17 protein-coding genes are annotated in these 17,120 nt (G+C 64.5%); 1 reads left to right on the top strand and 16 read right to left on the bottom strand.

What is annotated here, in order from left to right; translation table 11 throughout:
* Positions 1 to 76 precede the first annotated feature (76 nt).
* The 7 genes from FDW81_RS01375 to FDW81_RS01345 form a co-directional block, all read right to left on the bottom strand.
* Entirely contained in the window at positions 77 to 904 is an 828-nt protein-coding gene (locus tag FDW81_RS01375) for a F0F1 ATP synthase subunit delta (protein ID WP_138132329.1), read from the bottom strand.
* Complete coding sequence (locus tag FDW81_RS01370) at positions 904 to 1,455, bottom strand: F0F1 ATP synthase subunit B (protein WP_138132328.1); 552 nt, start codon at positions 1,453 to 1,455, stop codon at positions 904 to 906. Before FDW81_RS01370 ends, FDW81_RS01375 begins: the two co-directional genes overlap by 1 nt.
* 51 nt (positions 1,456 to 1,506) lie before the next feature.
* Entirely contained in the window at positions 1,507 to 1,710 is a 204-nt protein-coding gene (gene atpE, locus FDW81_RS01365) for an ATP synthase F0 subunit C (protein ID WP_009356484.1), read from the bottom strand.
* 112 nt (positions 1,711 to 1,822) lie between these two features.
* Positions 1,823 to 2,623, bottom strand: coding sequence for a F0F1 ATP synthase subunit A (gene atpB / locus FDW81_RS01360; protein WP_138132327.1), 801 nt, complete (start codon positions 2,621 to 2,623; stop codon positions 1,823 to 1,825).
* An 81-nt stretch (positions 2,624 to 2,704) separates the two neighbouring features.
* The gene (locus FDW81_RS01355; RefSeq protein ID WP_138132326.1) at positions 2,705 to 3,043 is read right to left on the bottom strand and encodes a hypothetical protein; all 339 of its coding nucleotides are present in this window, start codon (positions 3,041 to 3,043) and stop codon (positions 2,705 to 2,707) included.
* Positions 3,036 to 3,518, bottom strand: coding sequence for a hypothetical protein (locus tag FDW81_RS01350; protein WP_138132325.1), 483 nt, complete (start codon positions 3,516 to 3,518; stop codon positions 3,036 to 3,038). The genes FDW81_RS01355 and FDW81_RS01350 overlap by 8 nt, the downstream gene beginning before the upstream one ends.
* A 106-nt stretch (positions 3,519 to 3,624) precedes the next feature.
* Positions 3,625 to 4,749 (bottom strand): MraY family glycosyltransferase, encoded by a 1,125-nt coding sequence (locus tag FDW81_RS01345; protein WP_138132324.1) that lies wholly within the window; start codon positions 4,747 to 4,749, stop codon positions 3,625 to 3,627.
* Between the two features lie 273 nt (positions 4,750 to 5,022).
* Between FDW81_RS01345 and FDW81_RS01340 the strand changes: the two genes are divergently transcribed.
* Entirely contained in the window at positions 5,023 to 5,919 is an 897-nt protein-coding gene (locus tag FDW81_RS01340) for a glycosyltransferase (protein ID WP_138132323.1), read from the top strand.
* A 79-nt stretch (positions 5,920 to 5,998) separates the two neighbouring features.
* Here the strand turns inward: FDW81_RS01340 and FDW81_RS01335 are convergent, their stop codons facing one another.
* From FDW81_RS01335 to lysA, 9 genes are all read right to left on the bottom strand, one after another.
* Positions 5,999 to 6,772 carry a WecB/TagA/CpsF family glycosyltransferase gene (locus tag FDW81_RS01335; RefSeq protein WP_138132322.1) on the bottom strand — a complete coding sequence of 258 codons (774 nt, stop codon included), beginning with the start codon at positions 6,770 to 6,772 and terminating at the stop codon, positions 5,999 to 6,001.
* Positions 6,772 to 7,551: an L-threonylcarbamoyladenylate synthase gene (locus tag FDW81_RS01330; protein ID WP_138132321.1), complete on the bottom strand. Its 780-nt coding sequence runs from the start codon at positions 7,549 to 7,551 to the stop codon at positions 6,772 to 6,774. Before FDW81_RS01330 ends, FDW81_RS01335 begins: the two co-directional genes overlap by 1 nt.
* A 12-nt stretch (positions 7,552 to 7,563) precedes the next feature.
* Complete coding sequence (gene prmC, locus FDW81_RS01325; protein ID WP_138132320.1) at positions 7,564 to 8,436, bottom strand: peptide chain release factor N(5)-glutamine methyltransferase; 873 nt, start codon at positions 8,434 to 8,436, stop codon at positions 7,564 to 7,566.
* A gap of 12 nt (positions 8,437 to 8,448) precedes the next feature.
* Positions 8,449 to 9,522 carry a peptide chain release factor 1 gene (prfA, locus tag FDW81_RS01320; RefSeq protein WP_138132319.1) on the bottom strand — a complete coding sequence of 358 codons (1,074 nt, stop codon included), beginning with the start codon at positions 9,520 to 9,522 and terminating at the stop codon, positions 8,449 to 8,451.
* A gap of 248 nt (positions 9,523 to 9,770) precedes the next feature.
* Positions 9,771 to 11,945, bottom strand: coding sequence for a transcription termination factor Rho (rho, locus tag FDW81_RS01315; RefSeq protein ID WP_138132318.1), 2,175 nt, complete (start codon positions 11,943 to 11,945; stop codon positions 9,771 to 9,773).
* Positions 11,946 to 12,238: 293 nt separating this feature from the next.
* On the bottom strand, positions 12,239 to 13,213 hold the full coding sequence (thrB, locus tag FDW81_RS01310; RefSeq protein ID WP_138132317.1) for a homoserine kinase: 975 nt from the start codon (positions 13,211 to 13,213) through the stop codon (positions 12,239 to 12,241).
* Between the two features lie 2 nt (positions 13,214 to 13,215).
* Positions 13,216 to 14,322, bottom strand: a complete 1,107-nt coding sequence (thrC, locus tag FDW81_RS01305) for a threonine synthase (RefSeq protein ID WP_138132316.1) — start codon at positions 14,320 to 14,322, stop codon at positions 13,216 to 13,218.
* Positions 14,323 to 15,639, bottom strand: a complete 1,317-nt coding sequence (locus FDW81_RS01300; RefSeq protein WP_138132314.1) for a homoserine dehydrogenase — start codon at positions 15,637 to 15,639, stop codon at positions 14,323 to 14,325.
* Complete coding sequence (gene lysA, locus FDW81_RS01295; protein ID WP_138132312.1) at positions 15,640 to 17,115, bottom strand: diaminopimelate decarboxylase; 1,476 nt, start codon at positions 17,113 to 17,115, stop codon at positions 15,640 to 15,642.
* Positions 17,116 to 17,120: the final 5 nt, after the last annotated feature.

Below are 17,120 nucleotides of genomic sequence, written 5' to 3'. Positions count from 1 at the left end.
TCCCTGCTCTCCTGTTTTGTGGCCACCGTTGTCCACGGTGACCGGGGTTTCTATCAGTTGGGTTGTGCTTGTCCGGCTAGCCGGCCAGCTGGCGTTGCAGCTCGCCCAGCCTGGTGATGACCGAAGCGTCAAGCACTTCGTCACCGACCTGGACGCGGATGCCGCCAATGAGTGCCGGGTCAACGTTTACGTTAACCTTGAGTTCCCGCCCATACATTGCATTCAAGCCCGCCTGTAGGCGTGCCAGCTGCGTCTGCGTCAGGGGACGGGTCACGCTGACCGTTGCAATCCAGCGCTGCTGCCGCTTGGCCGCCAGTTCGGCGAACCGCTCAACCAGCCGGGTGGGCTTGATGCCGCGGGGCTGGGTGACGGCCTGGGTGATGAGGACTTTGGCTTCCTCGCTCACGCCGGGCACAAGCTTCTCGGCAAGCGCAGCCTTGGCGGCGGCGCTGGCCTGTGGTTCGGACAGAGCACGTTGTACCTCGTGGCTGGAGGCCACAGCCTGGTTGAAGGAGAACAGATCATTCTCCAGCTCTTCCAGGCCAGTGATTCCGGAGGCAGAAACGGCCGACTTGTTTTCAGCAACGGAAATGACCACCGTTGCGGCAAGAGTCTCGAGTGCATCGCCGATATCACGGGCGCTTGCCCAGCGTGAGCTGGCCAGCCCGCCCGCGATGTCTGCAGCATCAGCGGAGACTTTTCCGCCAACCAGCTGCCTGACCAGCGCCGACTTTTCGTCACCGTTGCGGGACGGGTCAGTCAGGGCGCGGCGCAAGCCAGCCGAGCTGTCCACCATTCCCAGAATTCCGAAGAGTTCCTTTGCCAGCTGCAGCGACGCCGTCGGAAGCTTTGCCTCCAACGCTGCCAGCGCTGTTGCCAGCGATTCGCTCGATACGCCTGCCATTACTTAGCTGCACCTGCGTTCTGGGTCTCCAGATCTGCCAGGAAACGGTCCACTACCCGGGCTGCACGTGCGTCGTCGTTGAGTGCTTCACCAACGATGCGGCCGGCAAGGGTGGTGGCCAGGGTGCCCACCTCGGAACGCAGGGACACAACGGCCGCCTGGCGCTCCGACTCGATCTGGGCGTGGGCCTGGGCCGTGATGCGGGCAGACTCTGCAGCTGCCTTCTCCTTCAGATCCGCGAGGATCTGGGCACCTTCGGCACGGGCTTCCTCACGGATGCGGTTGGCTTCGGCGCGGGCGTCGGTCAGCTGCTGCTTGTACTCTTCGAGTGCAGCAGACGCCTCAGCCTGGGCCTTTTCAGCCTTTGCGATGCCGCCTTCAATGGCCTCGGCACGCTCGGCGAAGGTCTTTTCGAACATCGGGACAACAAACTTGACCACGATGAACAAGAGGATGAGAAAGCCCGCGAGGACAACGCCCATTTCCCAGAGGTTGGGCATCAGGGGGTTGACTTCGCCCTCAGTGGCGGCTGAGATGATCAGCTGATTCATGTTTCACCCGTCCTTTTCTACTCGGTTCTGTAAGTTCGCTTCGCTCTAGGACTAGAGAACGAAGGCGAAGACCAGGCCGAGGATGGCGAGGGCTTCGGTCAGCGCAAGGCCGAGGAACGCGATCGGCTGGAGCACGCGCTGTGCTTCCGGCTGGCGTGCAACACCGTTGATGTAAGCAGCGAATACGAGGCCAACACCGATACCACCGCCGATTGCGGACAGACCGTAACCTACGAGGTTGAGATTGCCTTCCATTTTTCTTCCTTTCAAGATGCCACCCGTGTGGCAGGTTGTTTGGGTTGCTCTATCCCCGCGAGGGGAAGTCTGTTGGGTGCCGGCCGGCGATGAGCCGTACGGCAGGTATGCCTTAGTGGCTGTCGGCGTGGAGCGCGCCCTCGATGTAGATCGCGGTCAGCAGGGTAAAGACGTACGCCTGCAGGACCATGATCAGTGCTTCGAGCATGTACAGGGCGATCGCGCCGACCAGGACCAGGAGGGACGTGCCCTTCAGCAGGATGTTCTCCTGCATGACCAGGAACTCGATGCCGGAGCCGGCGATCATCATGATCAGGTGGCCGGCGAGCATGGTGGCGAAAAGTCGGAGGCTGTGCGTCACAGGCCGGACCAGGAAGTTCGAGATGATCTCGATCGGGATCACGATCGGAAGGATGAACCACGGGACACCGGAAGGCACGGTGGCGAGCTTGAAGTAACGGATACCGTTCTTCTTCAGGCCGATGCCGATCCAGGTGAAGTAGACGAGGCCGGCCAGTACGTAGGCGCCGCCAACGTGCGAGAACGTCGGGAGCTGGAGCAGCGGGATGGCACCGTAAATGTTGTTCACCAGGATGAAGAAGAACAGGCTGAACAGCAGGGGGACGTACTTGATGAAGTCCTTGCCGCCGATGATGTCCTTGGCGATTCCGTTGCGGACGAAGCCGTAGGCGGCTTCGCCGGCGAACTGGAGCTTGCCGGGTACCAGCTGCTGCTTACGTGCGGCCAGCACGAAGAAGGCGGCGATTATGACGACAGAGAGGAGGACCAGCAGCATCTGCTTGGAGAATCCTTCTGCGGCACCCCACGGCAGGATTGCCGGCAAATGCATTTCGTTAATACCAGGAGGAGTAAACTCTCCTGAATCTTGGGCCGGGAGCGCAAGCGCGATCAACGCGTTTCCTCTCTGCAGTGTCCATCGTTGGGCGTTGGGCGGGGACCGGCAGCCTGAAGGCCTGCTGTTCCCCCTGTGAAATTATTCGGCATTAGTGTCGCCGTCCTGGGACGGCCCGCTGGCAGCATGGCGCTCCCCAGTATTTTTGCGAGAACTGGTTAGGCCATGCATGTGGGAAAGGTAAAAACCTCCGACGGCTCCAAGCAGAGCGCCTGCGAGCACGATCCAGCGCGTTCCCCACACGTAATCCAGTCCCCACCCTATCAAACTCCAGACGATGATTCCGCCAATGATGTAGCTGAATACGGCCATGCCGGCGTTGTATCCGCCGTTGGTTCCATCGGCTGACACACCGGGTGCAGAGGTGCGTGCGCCGGGCTTGCGGTTGCTGCCTTTGCCGGGCTTCTTCCGATCACGCATTAGGGGTTTCCTTGGTTTCTGGATCGTTGTAGATCTGAAGGCGCGCTTTGCTGAAACCGTATAGTTCTGACGCTTGCCAGAGCACCACGGCCGTCACCGCGCCGGCGACGAACCAGCTCCCGTGCAGCCACTGCGGAGCACCCACCGCGAACAGGACCACGGCGAAGCCGACGACCTTAGTGAAGTAGGTTGCGACGAACATGCCGACGGCGCCGGACGGATTGCTGCGGCCCACGAAGTGTCCTACCAGGAGGCTGATTCCGAAGAAGAGCATCACCAGCAATCCGCCCGAGGTGCTGGACAGCGCACCGTCCGCGCCCTGCAGGAACACGGCAAGCACGGCGAGGAGCAGCACCCCGGCAGCGGACGCCGTCGTGCTCAGCTTGAGGAGGTGCAGCCACAGGGAACGGGTGGGGCCGGATGCGCCAACGTCTCCTTTGCCGGACAGGCGTCCGGACTCGGCGTTGGAGGTCATGCGATCCCAATCGTCACTAAAGGAAGGTCACCATGAGGCTGGTGTGGAGGGGCAGCTTTGGCTGCCCCTAAATTCTACACGAGATAGAAATATTTCCGCACACAGGTCACGCCGGGGTTTTGCCGGCTGTCTCGTCCCCCCGGCGCGCAAGGTACGGCCACGCGGTGATGAGTCCCATGACCAAGGTGGCAAAGAGGTCCACAGAGAGCACGATCTGCCAGGGGAAGATGGCAAAGGCCAGTCCCCCGAAAGACAGGATCCCGGTCCAGAGGTACATAAGGATGACGGCGGTGCGGTGCGAATAGCCGATGTCCAGCAGTTTGTGGTGCAGATGGCCCCGGTCCGCAGACCAGGGCGAGCGGCCGCGGGCAGTGCGGCGGACTACGGCCAGACCGAGGTCCAGCAGCGGGAGGAAGAGGACTGCGAAGGGAAGCAGGATGGGGATCACAGTGGAGATACCGTTGGCCCTGTCGTACAGGCCCGAGGTGATTTGACCCGTGGAGACAACACCGGCGGAAGCCATGAGCAGCCCGATGAGCATGGCACCGGAATCACCCATGAAGATTTTGGACGGAAACCAGTTGTGTGGCAGGAACCCCAGGCAACTGCCCACCAGAACCGCGGTGATGAGGGTTGCGAGGTCGGAGTAATCCAGCAGGACAGCGTTGCGGTGTACCCAGTAAGCGGTAAAGAAGAACGCGGTTCCGCCAATGACGGCCACGCCCGCGGCAAGCCCGTCCAGGCCGTCAATGAAGTTGAACGCATTCATTGTGGTGACAATCAGTCCGGCCGTCAGCAGGACCCGGACCGTCTCATTCTCAAGATAAATGGGCTCCGGCACCCACGGCACGATGGTCATCTGTACACCCCAGATGGCAACAGTGAGGCCGGCAACGCTTTGGCCGATCAGTTTGACCCACCAGCGGATGTCCAGCAGATCATCCGCAACGCCCACCAGGACTATGACGGCAGCGCCGGCCAGGACGCCCCAGGGCGAGAAGTTGTTGCGGTAGATGTCCTTCACGAAGAACGATTGGCTGGCGACGATCAGCGCCACCATCACGCCCAGGAAGATCGCCACTCCGCCGAGCCTGGACACGGGAACGGAGTGCATGTCACGGCTGCGGATGGGCAAATGGAGTTCGAGCCGGTGGCCGATGACGCGCGCGCCCCAGGTGGCTGCATAGGACACGACGGCGGCCGTCAGCCCCATCAGCAGGTACATGATCATGGGGCAGAGGCCGTTTCGGAGGCAAGGCCAAAGCCCTGGCACCGCATTTGCAGTTGGTCCTTCGCCGATGGGCTCACTGGCCGGGAATCTGTTCTTCGATAAATGAAACTTCTCCGTCGCCGGGCGCGCAGCAGGCAGTACTGGGTGCCTTACAGGGCTGTATTACAGTGGACTCTAGTCAAAGATACTAGCGCCAACAGCTTCATGGCTTCGCGCCACACTGGCGCAGTGCGAGCGGGGAGATCCCTGTCAGCCATGCTGAAAGGACCCCAAATGACCCCCCGCATAGCAGTGGCCGCCGTGACCTTCGACCGGCCGAAGGAACTGTCTGTTCTACTCAATTCCATCAACGCCCAAACGGCATCGGTGGACACCATCTGCCTGGTTGACAGCGGTACAACCCCTGCCGCCGACGTGGCTGAGCAGCATCCAAACGTCGATTACGTTCGCTCTGAAGCGAACCTTGGCGGCGCCGGCGGATTTGCGCTGGCGGCGCTGAAAGCAGTTGCCAGCGGTGCCAGGTGGATTTGGATGATGGACGACGACGCCGAGCCGGCCGATCCGGAATGCCTCGCCACGCTGCTGCGGGAGGCTGAGGCACGCGACCTTGAGGCGGTGGTTCCGCTGGTCACGACGCCAGGGCAGCCGGACCGGCTTTCCTTCTTCTTCCGGCTCGACGGCAAGGTGACGCATGACCGTGCAGAGGTTGAGAAGCTTGGCTTCCTTCCCAACGACGGGCACTTCTTCAACGGGGCCCTGATTCGCTCCGACGTCTTCTTCAAGGTAGGCCTGCCGGACATGCGGCTCTTCATTCGGGGCGACGAAGTGGACTTCACCATCCGGCTGCGCAAGGCGGGAATCAGGTTCGGAACGGTGACAACCACAGCCATCACCCACCCGCATGCCTTTTCTGAGACGCAGCACGTCTTCGGCGCGGGCTGGCATGTCATTGTCCCGGAATCGGCGTTCAAGCGGTACTACTACTACCGGAACCGCGGATACCTCATCCGCAGGTATTTTCGCGTGAAGTCGCTGGTCGCTGATGTCGGCGGCTACCTGGGCTATTTCGCGCAGCGACGGGACCTTGCCGGCTTCCTGGACTGGGCCCGGTCCTTCACTACCGGACTCCGCGGCAAGGGTTTTGCCCCGTTGGAGGACCAGAAGTTCTAGGTTTGGGCGTGCCCTCACGTTCAAGTGCCGGGCGAAAAAGTCCAGCGCCTGAGTTCCGGGCGCTTTTTCGCTGAAGCTCCTAGCGCCTGCGCCCGGGCAGTTGCCGCTTAACCCTTCGTGATGCCAGAAGCCACAGCAGGACCCAGGGTTCCCCGAGCACGCGGTAGGCAACCCTGCGCGGATGAAGCAGCAGGCGCCAGGCCCATTCAAGACCCAGCCGGCCCAACCAGCGCGGGGCGAGCTTCTGGAAACCGGCCAGCTGTTCGATGGCTCCACCCACCGCACAGTAGATGGCGGGCGGCATCTGATTCAGGCGCCGCTCCAAAACCTTCTCCTGCAGGGGCATCCCGAGTCCGAGCAGCACCAGTTGCGGCTGCTCCAGGTGCAGCCATTCCAAGGCCTTGGACTCAAGATCCTCGTTCCAGCCCTCGCCGGGAAAACCGGTAACCCGGGCGCCGGGAACCAGCGACTGGAGCCTTCTGACAGCTCCGGCGTTGGCGGCCGATCCGGCCCCGAGTACGGCTATGCGTTCAAGTCCCTGCACCTGGTCCAGTGCGGGAAGCCAGTCCGTGGAGCCCAGCCGGTAGTCCATGACGGGGCCTTCGGCTTTCCCGGTCCTCCCCCACAGCCAGAGCACCGGAGCGCCGTCCAGCAGGACCACGTCACTCTGCTGATACAGCGTGCGGAAGCCCTCGTCCGACAGCGTGAGCGTCACGCTGTGCAGGTTGTGGCCCAGCACGGTGCGCTTGGAGCCCTCCCGAATGTAGCGGCTGAGTTCGTCCACCAGTTCCGGAACGCGCAGCGGGGTTGCCTCAACCTCAAGCAACGGAATCCGCTGGCGGTCCAGCGCCATCAAGATTCGGTATCCCGAGCCGGCGCTGCTTCCACCGGTCCCGGTTCAGCAGCCGGCTCTTTCGCCAGTTCCCCTTCAGCGGGCTCCTCTTCGGCCGGTTCCTCTTCCGCCATCGGGATCTCACCGAGGCCCAGGACACCGGGCACATGCTGGCGGAGCTGGTCCAGGCTGACAGCCCCGTTCCGGACAACACGCAGGCGTGGACCTGTGGCGTCAACGATGGTGGACGGTACAGCAGCCTCGCCTTCCACTGGCCGCGGACCGCCCTCGAGGTAGACCTCAACGGAGTCGGCGAGTTGCTCGCGGGCAGCTGCGGCGGTTTGTCCGGGGGCCTGGCCGGTCCGGTTCGCGGAGGAAACTGCAAGCGGGCCGGTGAGGGTCAGCAGCTCAAGGGCAACCTCGTCGTCCGGCATGCGCAGGGCCACCGTCCCCTTGGTCTCGCCGAGGTCCCAGTCGAGGGACGGCTGGGCGTGCAGGATCAGGGTCAGGCCGCCCGGCCAGAACGCTTCGGCCAGCTTGCGCGCCTCAGCGGAGACTTCCGTAGCGAGCCCGTCCAAGGCATTGATGCGCGGAATCAGGACGGGCGGCGGCATGGTCCGGCTACGTCCTTTGGACACCAGCAGCATGGTCACTGCCTGCGGCGAGAAGGCGTCGGCGGCAATCCCGTAGACGGTGTCCGTGGGAAACACCACGCATTTTTTCTCGCTGATGGCACGCTGGGCGTGCTCAAGTCCCTTGGCGCGCTCGTCGTCAATGCTGCAGTTATAGGTTGTGGTCACTCGCCTATTCTTTCATTCCGAATGGTCCAGGTCCGCGAGCAGGGCGCTGGTGGCGCGCTCCTTGCCGTTGAGGTCCAGATGCGTGCTGACGGCAGTCCAGTTCCCCGTCCTTGCCAGCATGGCCGCGATCCAGCCTGCCTGGACTTCTGCGTGTTCCATCACGAAGTACCCGCCGGGGTGCAGAAGCCGGGCAGCGGAGGCGGCTGCCGCCGTCGGAAGTTCCATGCCATCCGCTCCCCCGCCGTACAGCGCCTCTGGCGGATCATGCAGCGCCACCTCCGGTTCGTTCGGGATGGCCTCAGCCGGTATGTACGGAGGGTTGGACACCACGACGTCGAAGGTTCCGTTCAGCTCCGGCAAGGCGCTCCGCAGGTCCCCGAGGACCAACCTGACGCCCAGTGGGGCCAGATTCTTTGCCGCCCAGGCGTGGGCGAAGGCGCTGTACTCGACCGCATGCACCTCCGCACCCGGTACTTCATGGGCTATTGATCCAGCGATCGCACCTGAACCGGTTCCCAGATCGACAATCCGGGGGTGAGGCATCCCCTTCACGTGGTCGATCACCAGTTGCACCACGGATTCGGTTTCAGGACGGGGAATGAAGACGCCCGGCCCAACCGCCAGCTCGAGGTAGCGGAAATGCGCCACCCCGGTGATGTGCTGCAGGGGCACGCGGCCGGCGCGTTCAGCCACCAGCTCCGCGTAGCCGTCAGGCGCGGGCGAGTCCCCCAGCATCATGGCCCTGAGGCGGCCCAGCCCGACGTTCAGGAGATAATCTGCCAGCAGCTCGGCGTCCACCCGGGGGCTGGGAACACCGGCGTCCCTGAGGATGGCAGTTGCCTGGGTGACGGCGTCCGTAAGCGACTGGCCTGGCTCGATTGTCATACCGGGAAAGGGCTAGTCTCCGAGGGCGTCCAGGCGTGCCTGTTCGTCCATCTCAATGGCAGACTGAATCACCGGCTCCAGGTCGCCGTTCATCACCTGGTCAAGGTTGTACGCCTTATAGCCGGTGCGGTGGTCCGCAATGCGGTTTTCGGGGTAGTTGTAGGTGCGGATCCGCTCAGAACGGTCCATAGTGCGGATCTGCGACTTCCGCTGGGCCGAGTTCTCGGCGTCGATCTGCTCCTGCTGGTGTGCCAGGATGCGGGCGCGAAGCACGCGCATGCCCGCTTCGCGGTTCTGCAGCTGGGACTTCTCGTTCTGCATGGCCACCACGATTCCGGTGGGGAGGTGGGTGATGCGAACGGCAGAGTCAGTGGTGTTCACTGACTGGCCGCCGGGACCCGACGAACGGTAAACGTCGATTTTGAGGTCGTTCTGGTTGATCTCAAGCTCTTCGGGCTCGTCAACTTCAGGCAGGACCAGCACGCCGGCGGCGGAGGTGTGGATGCGGCCCTGCGACTCCGTGACGGGAACGCGCTGGACTCGGTGTACGCCGCCTTCGAACTTGAGCCGCGCGTACACGCCCTCGGCGGGGTCGTTGGAGTTGCCCTTGACGGCCACCTGGACGTCCTTGTAACCACCGAGGTCGGATTCCGTGGCCGAGATGATTTCAGTCTTCCAGCCGCGGGATTCGGCATAACGGGTGTACATGCGCAGGAGGTCACCGGCGAACAGCGCGGCCTCATCGCCGCCTTCACCGCCCTTGACCTCGAGGATAACGTTGCGTGCATCGTCCGGATCCCGCGGAATCAGCAGGCGGCGCAGTTTGGCGGCAGCCTCCTCCAGCGAAGCCTCCAGCTCGGGAACCTCGGCAGCGAACTCGGGATCCTCGCCAGCCATCTCCTTGGCAGCAGCCAGATCGTCCCGCAGCCCCTCCCACCGGTGGTAGGCCTCCACAATGCCATTAAGCTGAGCCGACCGCCGCCCCAGCTTCCGGGCAAGCCGCTGGTCAGCATAAACAGCAGGATCCCCCAGCTGCGCCTGGATAGCATCATGCTCATCAAGCAGGCCCTGTACGGACTCAAACATTCTTAAACCTCTTTCGACTTGTACAAGTCTAGTGATGCACGCAGCGGCAGGTGGCGCCCCGGTGTCGTCGCATATTTTGCTGGCCGGGAGTAGCGCGGGGCGAAGGTGACGGAAAACGGAACGAGCCGCTGATTCTGCTGCCCCGGGAGTGGCATCGGGCCTGCCGAAGCCGGGTGGCTTGGGATCGTAGATCGCAAGCCACCCGGCGTAGGGGCGGGGGCAACAGAATCAGCGGCTCACCGGAGCAGCTATTTGTCGTTATCCGACTTCGCACCAAGCGTCGTCTTCTGGACCTGCATGAGGAACTCGACGTTGCTCTGGGTTTCCCGGATCTTGTTGGTGAGCAGTTCAAGGCTCTGCTGGGTTTCGAGTCCGGAGAGGACGCGGCGCAGCTTCCACATGATCTTGACTTCCTCGGGCGAGAGCAGGTTCTCCTCGCGGCGGGTGCCGGACGCGTTGACGTCCACGGCCGGGAAGATACGCTTGTCCGCCAGCTGGCGGGACAGGCGGAGCTCCATGTTGCCGGTGCCCTTGAACTCTTCGAAGATGACCTCGTCCATCTTGGAACCGGTCTCCACGAGCGCGGTGGCCAGGATGGTGAGCGAGCCGCCGTTTTCGATGTTGCGGGCCGCACCGAAGAAGCGCTTGGGCGGGTACAGGGCTGCGGAGTCGACACCACCGGACAGGATGCGGCCGGAGGCCGGTGCTGCCAGGTTGTAGGCACGGCCCAGGCGGGTCATGGAGTCCAGGAGGACCACCACGTCCATCCCCATTTCCACGAGGCGTTTGGCGCGTTCGATGGAGAGCTCAGCCACGGTGGTGTGGTCGTCGGCGGGACGGTCGAAGGTGGAGGCAATAACCTCGCCCTTCACGGTCCGCTGCATGTCCGTGACTTCTTCGGGACGTTCGTCAACCAGCACCATCATGAGGTGGACCTCAGGGTTGTTGGTGGTGATCGCGTTGGCGATGGACTGCAGGATGAGCGTCTTGCCGGCCTTGGGCGGCGAGACGATCAGGCCGCGCTGGCCCTTGCCGATGGGGGCAACGAGGTCGATGACGCGCGGGCCGATCTTCTTTGGATCGGTTTCCAGGCGCAGGCGCTCGGACGGGTAAAGCGGAACGAGCTTGGCGAACTCAACACGGTCCCTGAGCTCTTCGGAGGTCTTGCCGTTGACCGAAGTGACGCGCACCAGGGCGTTGAACTTTTGGCGGTTCGACTGCTGGCCACGGTCTTCGCCGTCGCGGGGAGCACGGATTGCACCGACGACCGCGTCGCCCTTGCGGAGGTTGTACTTCTTGACCTGGGCGAGGGAAACGTACACGTCGTTGGGGCCGGGGAGGTAGCCCGACGTACGGATGAACGCGTAGTTCTCCAGGACATCCAGGATGCCTGCCACCGGCAGCAGGACGTCGTCTTCGGTGACCTCGATGTCGTCGACATCGGGCCCCTGTGAGCGGCCGCGGCGGCGGTCGTTGCGGTCCCGGAAGCGGTCGTTCCGTGAACCGTTGTCCCGGTCCTGGCCGCCGGAGCGGTCGCCGCGTTCGTTGCGGTCGCGGCGGTTGCGCCGGTTGCGGCGGCTGCCGCTGTCGGACTCGTCGCTGTCGCGGTTGTCGTCGCGGCGACTTCCTTCACGCTGGCCCGCCTCACGGCTGCCGGCGTTGTCACGCCCGTTGTCGCTGCCGTCGCGGGTCTCGCGGCCACGGCCACGGCCGCCTTCCCGGCGTTCGGTGCGCTGGCCCGCGTCCCCTGCCTCAGCGGGAGCTTCAGTGCGCTGTTCTGTCGCGCGCTGTTCGGCGGTGCGCGATTCGGTGGTTTGCTGTTCGACGTCGGCCTGCTCAGCGGGAGCCTCAGCGGCCTCGGCAGCCTGCGGCGCTGCGGCAACTGCTTCGGCGCGACGGCGGTTGCGGGTGCGCGGCTGGCGGCGTTCGGTGGCGCTTTCGGTTGCGTCGGGAGCCTCTGCCGCGGCGGGAGCTTCCACCGGGGCGACGGTGCCGGATTCGACAACGGCGGTTTCGGCGGCAGCAGGCTCAGCGCCGGCCGGTGCCACTACCCCGTCGCTCACTGCGCGGCGGCTGCGGCCGCGGCCACGGGCCCGTGTTCCTTCAACAGCGGGCGCCTCGGCGGTTTCGGCGGCGGGCGCGGAGGCGGCCGGAGCACCAGCGCCGGTACTCTGCGTGGCCTTGTCAGCGGCCTTTGCAGGTGCCTTGGCGATAGGGGTTCCGGCGCGGTGCGCGGAAATGGCCGACACCAGGTCCCCCTTCCGCATGCGGGATCCGCCGGAGATGCCGAGCTGGCTGGCAAGGGCCTGCAGCTGGGCGAGCTTCAAGCCGGCAAGGCCGCTGCTCTTGGCGGGCGCGGCCGGCGATTCGGCAGCAGAAGATGATAGTTCCACAGCTGGCGACAGCTCAGTGGTTTCGGTCACGAAGGATCCTTCCCCCTCGACGGCGTCCAGGCGAGGAGCTGGACGCGATGATTTGATCTGGGCTGCAGTTCAGATCTGCAGCCGGATTTTCGGCCTTGCCGGTTGGATATCGGCCAGCAGGGCCGGATACTGATTCACCTTCCGCCCCGCCCGTGGCGGAACGCTGGGCTGACGCTTAAGGGGCAGCGAGCACTGCAGATTCCTGCGACAGACCAAGCAGGCGGCACCGGAATAGATTGCGCAGTAGGAGATCAAATCGCAACTAAGTGCAGTAGCAGATCAGATAGGCGGAATTACCGCCGGTGCACCTCCACCTTAGCACCTTCAACGTCCACTGCGAGCTTCAGTACCCGCCAGCCAATATCCGGCGTGTTGGCGTCAACGAACTGCTCAATGAAGCGGACCACGGCAAGGGCTTCAGCTTCTCCGTCTGCCAGGACCAGTACGGTGGGTCCGGCACCGGAAACCACGGCGGCGTGTCCGGCCGTCCGCAGTGCCGATATCAGTGCGGCGCTGGGCCGCATTGCCTCTGCCCGGTAACTCTGGTGCAGGTAATCCTCGGTGCCCGCCAGCAGGAACTCGGGCTTGTGCGTCAGTGCGTGGATCAGCAGTGCGGCGCGGCCGGCGTTCATTGCGGCAGCGTGATGGCCCACCGATGCCGGCAGCAGCGCGCGGGCCGCCTCGGTGGACAACTCGTAGTCGGGGACCGCCACAATGGGGATCACGGATCCGGCCACTGTGGCACTGGTGCTGCTGTACCGGTCACTGTCCTGCCAGGACAACGCCAGTCCGCCGAAAATGGCAGGAGCGACGTTGTCCGGATGCCCCTCCAGTTCGCTGGTGAGCTGGAGGATCCAGTCCTGTCCCCTGCGGCTCTCCGCGGGAACCATGGCGTTGGCCGCCGAGACCGCCGCCACCACCGCGGAGGCGGACGAGCCGAGGCCCCTGCCGTGGGGATTGATGTTGTCGGCGGTCACCTTCAGGCCGCCGTGGCGGAAGCCCAAGCGTTCGAATGCCGCTTCCATGGCGCGGATGACCAGATGGCTGGCATCCCGCGGGAGTGTTTCAGCGCCTTCACCGCGCAGGTCGAACAGCAGTTCGTCCGTCTCGAGGCTCTCCACTGTCAGCGTGTCATGGAGCGCCAAGGCCAGGCCCAGGCTGTCATAGCCCGGGCCAAGGTTGGCCGAGGTGGCCGGCACGCGGACTGTGACAGTCTGGCCGGCGTCGATCAGTTGCAGTCCGACGGCGGCCTGCGAGGTGGTGTCCAAGGCTACTTTGCTTCCAGTCCCAGTTCGGCAGCAACGGTTACGACGTCGTTGGGTACCTTGACCGGCTGCACGTCGCTGCCGTCCTCGGTGCGCAGCGCCCACTGGGGATCCTTGAGCCCGTGCCCGGTGACGGTGATGACGATCGTCTTGCCGGAGGGGACCTGGCCTGCGGCATGCTTCTTGAGCAGCCCCGCCACGCCGGCGGCGGATCCCGGCTCCACGAACACACCTTCGCGGGAAGAAAGCCAGCGGTGGGCGTTGAGGATTTCCTCGTCGGTCACGGCATCGATGAGTCCGCCGGATTCGTCACGGGCACCGATGGCACCGTCCCAGGAGGCCGGGTTGCCGATCCGGATGGCGGTGGCAATGGTGTCCGGCTCCGTGATCGGGTGGCCGGCAACGAACGGTGCCGCTCCTGCAGCCTGGAAACCCCACATGGCGGGTGTCTTCGTGGCCACCGGTGCAAGGGTGCCGGCGGTCTCGGACTCGAACGGAGCGGAGTACTCCTTGTAGCCCTTCCAGTACGCGGTGATGTTGCCGGCGTTGCCGACGGGCAGGACATGGATGTCCGGTGCATCACCCAGTGCGTCGACGATCTCGAAGGCGCCGGTCTTCTGGCCCTGAATACGTGCGGGGTTGACGGAGTTGACCAGGAACACGGGGTAGGACTCCCCCAGTTTCCGGGCGATGTCCAGGCAGTTGTCGAAGTTGCCGTCGACCTGGAGCAGGGTGGCACCGTGGGCGATGGCCTGGCTGAGCTTGCCCATGGAGATCTTGCCCTCCGGCACCAGGACAGCACACTTCAGGCCGGCGGCCGTGGCGTAGGCGGCAGCGGAGGCAGACGTGTTGCCGGTGGAGGCGCACACGACGGCCTGGGCACCGGAGGCGACGGCGGCGGTCATGGCCATGGTCATGCCGCGGTCCTTGAAGGAACCAGTGGGATTCATGCCCTCCACCTTCAGGTACACCTCGGAACCTGTCAGCTCGGAGAGCTTCTGCGCGTGCACCAGCGGGGTGCCGCCCTCACCGAGGGTGATGACACGGGTGGACTCCGTCACGGGCAGACGGTCAGCATATTCGCGGATGACGCCGCGCCATTGGTGAGCCACTTAGACTCCTTCTACCCGCAGAACGGATGTAACTGAATTGATGACGTCAAGGCCCTTCACGGCCTCGACGGTGGCCGCAAGGGCAGCCTCTGACGCACGGTGGGTGACAATCCGCAGTTCGGCGGACTCCACGCTGGACTCAACGTCCCGGTGGATGGTCTGCCGCATGATTTCGATGGACACGCCGTGCTCCGCGAAGAGCTGGGCGATCCTGGCAAGCACACCGGGCTGGTCAGCAACGTCAAGCCCGATGTAGTAGCTGGTGACGGCTGCATCGATCGGCAGCGCGGGAACGTGCCCCGTCGTGGTTTCCGTGCGGCCGGGGCCGCCGAGCACCAGGCTGCGCGCGGCCGAGACCAGGTCGCCCAGGACGGCGGATGCGGTGGGGGCGCCACCTGCTCCCTGTCCGTAGAACATCAGTTCGCCGGCGTTCTCGGCTTCAATGAACACCGCATTGAACGCGCCGTGGACGGCGGCCAGCGGGTGCTCGCGGGGAAGCAGCGTCGGGTGCACGCGCACGGAGACGCCCTTCGCGCCGTCGGAATCCCCAAGCTTCTCTGCGATCGCCAGCAGCTTGATGACGAAGCCTGCGTCCTTGGCGGCAGCAATGTCCGCCGCCGTGACCGCACTGATCCCTTCGCAGTGGACGTTCTCCAGGGCGAACCGGGTGTGGAACGAAAGCGAGGCAAGAATCGCTGCCTTGGCGGCGGCATCGTGGCCTTCGACGTCGGCGGTTGGGTCCGCCTCCGCGTAACCCAACCGCTGTGCCTCGGCGAGGGCGTCGCCGAACTGGGCGCCGGTGGTGTCCATCTGGTCAAGGATGAAGTTGGTGGTCCCGTTGACGATGCCCAGGACGCGGGTGATGCGGTCGCCGGCGAGGCTGTCGCGGATGGGCCGCAGGATGGGGATGGCACCGGCGACGGCGGCCTCATAGGAGAGCTGGACGCCCGCCTTGTCAGCCTCTTCGTGAAGGGTGGGGCCGTCCTGGGCCAGGAGCGCCTTGTTGCCGGTGACAACACAGGCTCCGTTGCGGAGGGCCGAAAGGATCAGCGCGCGGGCGGGCTCGATGCCGCCCATGAGCTCGATGACCAGGTCCGCGTCTTTCACCAGGGTGTCGGCGTCGGTGGTGAAGAGCTCCTGCGGCAGGTCCACGTCACGCCTGGCGTGGAGGTTCCGCACGGCGATGCCGCTCAGCTGCAGCTTCGCCCCTGCGCGGGCGGCGAGGGTGTCGGCGTCCTCAATGAGAATCCGCGCAACCTGGGCCCCAACGTTGCCACAGCCCAGCAGGGCCACTTTCAGGGTTCGCAATTCCGTCATTCAGACTCCCATGTCGCGGTTCAGCAGATCTTCTTCGGTTTCCCCGCGGACAATCAGCCGGGCAGATCCGTCGCGCACCGCGACAACGCCCGGCCGGGCCAGATAGTTGTAGTTGCTCGAGAGGGCCCAGCAGTAGGCGCCGGTCCCCGGTACAGCAAGCAGATCACCGGCTGCCACGTCCTCGGGCAGATATACATCTCTAACAACTATGTCGCCGCTCTCGCAATGTTTGCCCACCACGCGGGACAGCTGCGGAGCCGCCGGGGACGTCCGTGACGCCAGAACGGCCGAGTAATCCGCGTCGTACAGCACCGGGCGGGCGTTGTCACTCATTCCGCCGTCCACCGAAACATAGCGCCGCGGATACGTAACGTTGTTGCCTCCATCACTGGCGCCGGAAGAACCCGGTGCATCCACGCGGACAGTCTTGAGCGTGCCCACTTCGTAGAGGGTAAAGGTGGTGCTGCCCACGATGGCGCGGCCGGGTTCGATGGAAATGCGGGGAGAGGCGATGCCCAGCTCCGCGCAGGTGGAACGGACGACGGCGGCCATCGCCTCCGCGATTTCTGCTGCCGGGCGGGGGGTGTCCACCGGGGTGTAGGCGATTCCGTACCCGCCGCCGAGGTCCAGTTCGGGCATGGTGATCGAATACTTTTCCTGCATGGCGGCAAGGAAGCGGAGGAGCTTTTCGGCCGCGAGCGCAAAGCCATCCGGTTCGAAGATCTGTGAGCCGATGTGGCAGTGCAGGCCGAGGAGTTCGATGCCGGGGTGGGCGGAGGCTGCTGCCACCGCTTCCTCCGCAGCGGACAAGCCTGCCTGGTCGGTGGTGTCAGCCGCCATGGACAGACCGAACTTCTGGTCCTCGTGGGCGGTGGCGATGAATTCGTGGGTGTGGGCATGGACGCCGGGCGTGAGCCGCAGCATGACCTTGGCCTGTTCACCCCGTGCCTGGGCAATGTCCCCGACCCGGACAAGTTCGGAGAGGCTGTCCACCACAATCCGGCCAAGGCTCATGTCCAGCGCACGGTTGAGCTCGGCGTCGGACTTATTGTTGCCGTGCAGGGCCACCCGTTCCCCCGCGATGCCGGCAGCCGCGGCGACGGCAAGTTCGCCGCCGGATGAGGTGTCCAGCCGCAGCCCTTCCTCGTCCACCCACTTGACCACAGCGGTGCAGAGGAAGGACTTTCCGGCGTAGTAGACGTCGACGCCGCCGCAGATGTCAGCGAAGGCCGCGTCAAAGGAATCCTTGAAAGCACGGGCGCGGGCACGGAAATCCGCCTCGTCCATGACGAAGAGCGGGGTGCCGAACTGTTCCTTCAGCTCCTCCACGGGGATGCCTCCCACGGTGAGGGACCCGGCGTCGTTACGTTGCACGCTGCCGGCCCACATGGGCGGGGTGAGGGCGTTCAGGTCAGCCGGCACAGCCAGCCATTCAGGGGCCAGGGGCGAAGCAGTGTTGGTGTCCTGTACAGACATTGTGA

It is taken from the genome of Pseudarthrobacter sp. NamB4, assembly GCF_005796185.1.
GTDB lineage: Bacteria > Actinomycetota > Actinomycetes > Actinomycetales > Micrococcaceae > Arthrobacter.
The sequence above is the reverse complement of the archived record's forward strand: the minus strand, read 5'-3'. Positions and strand labels throughout refer to the sequence as shown.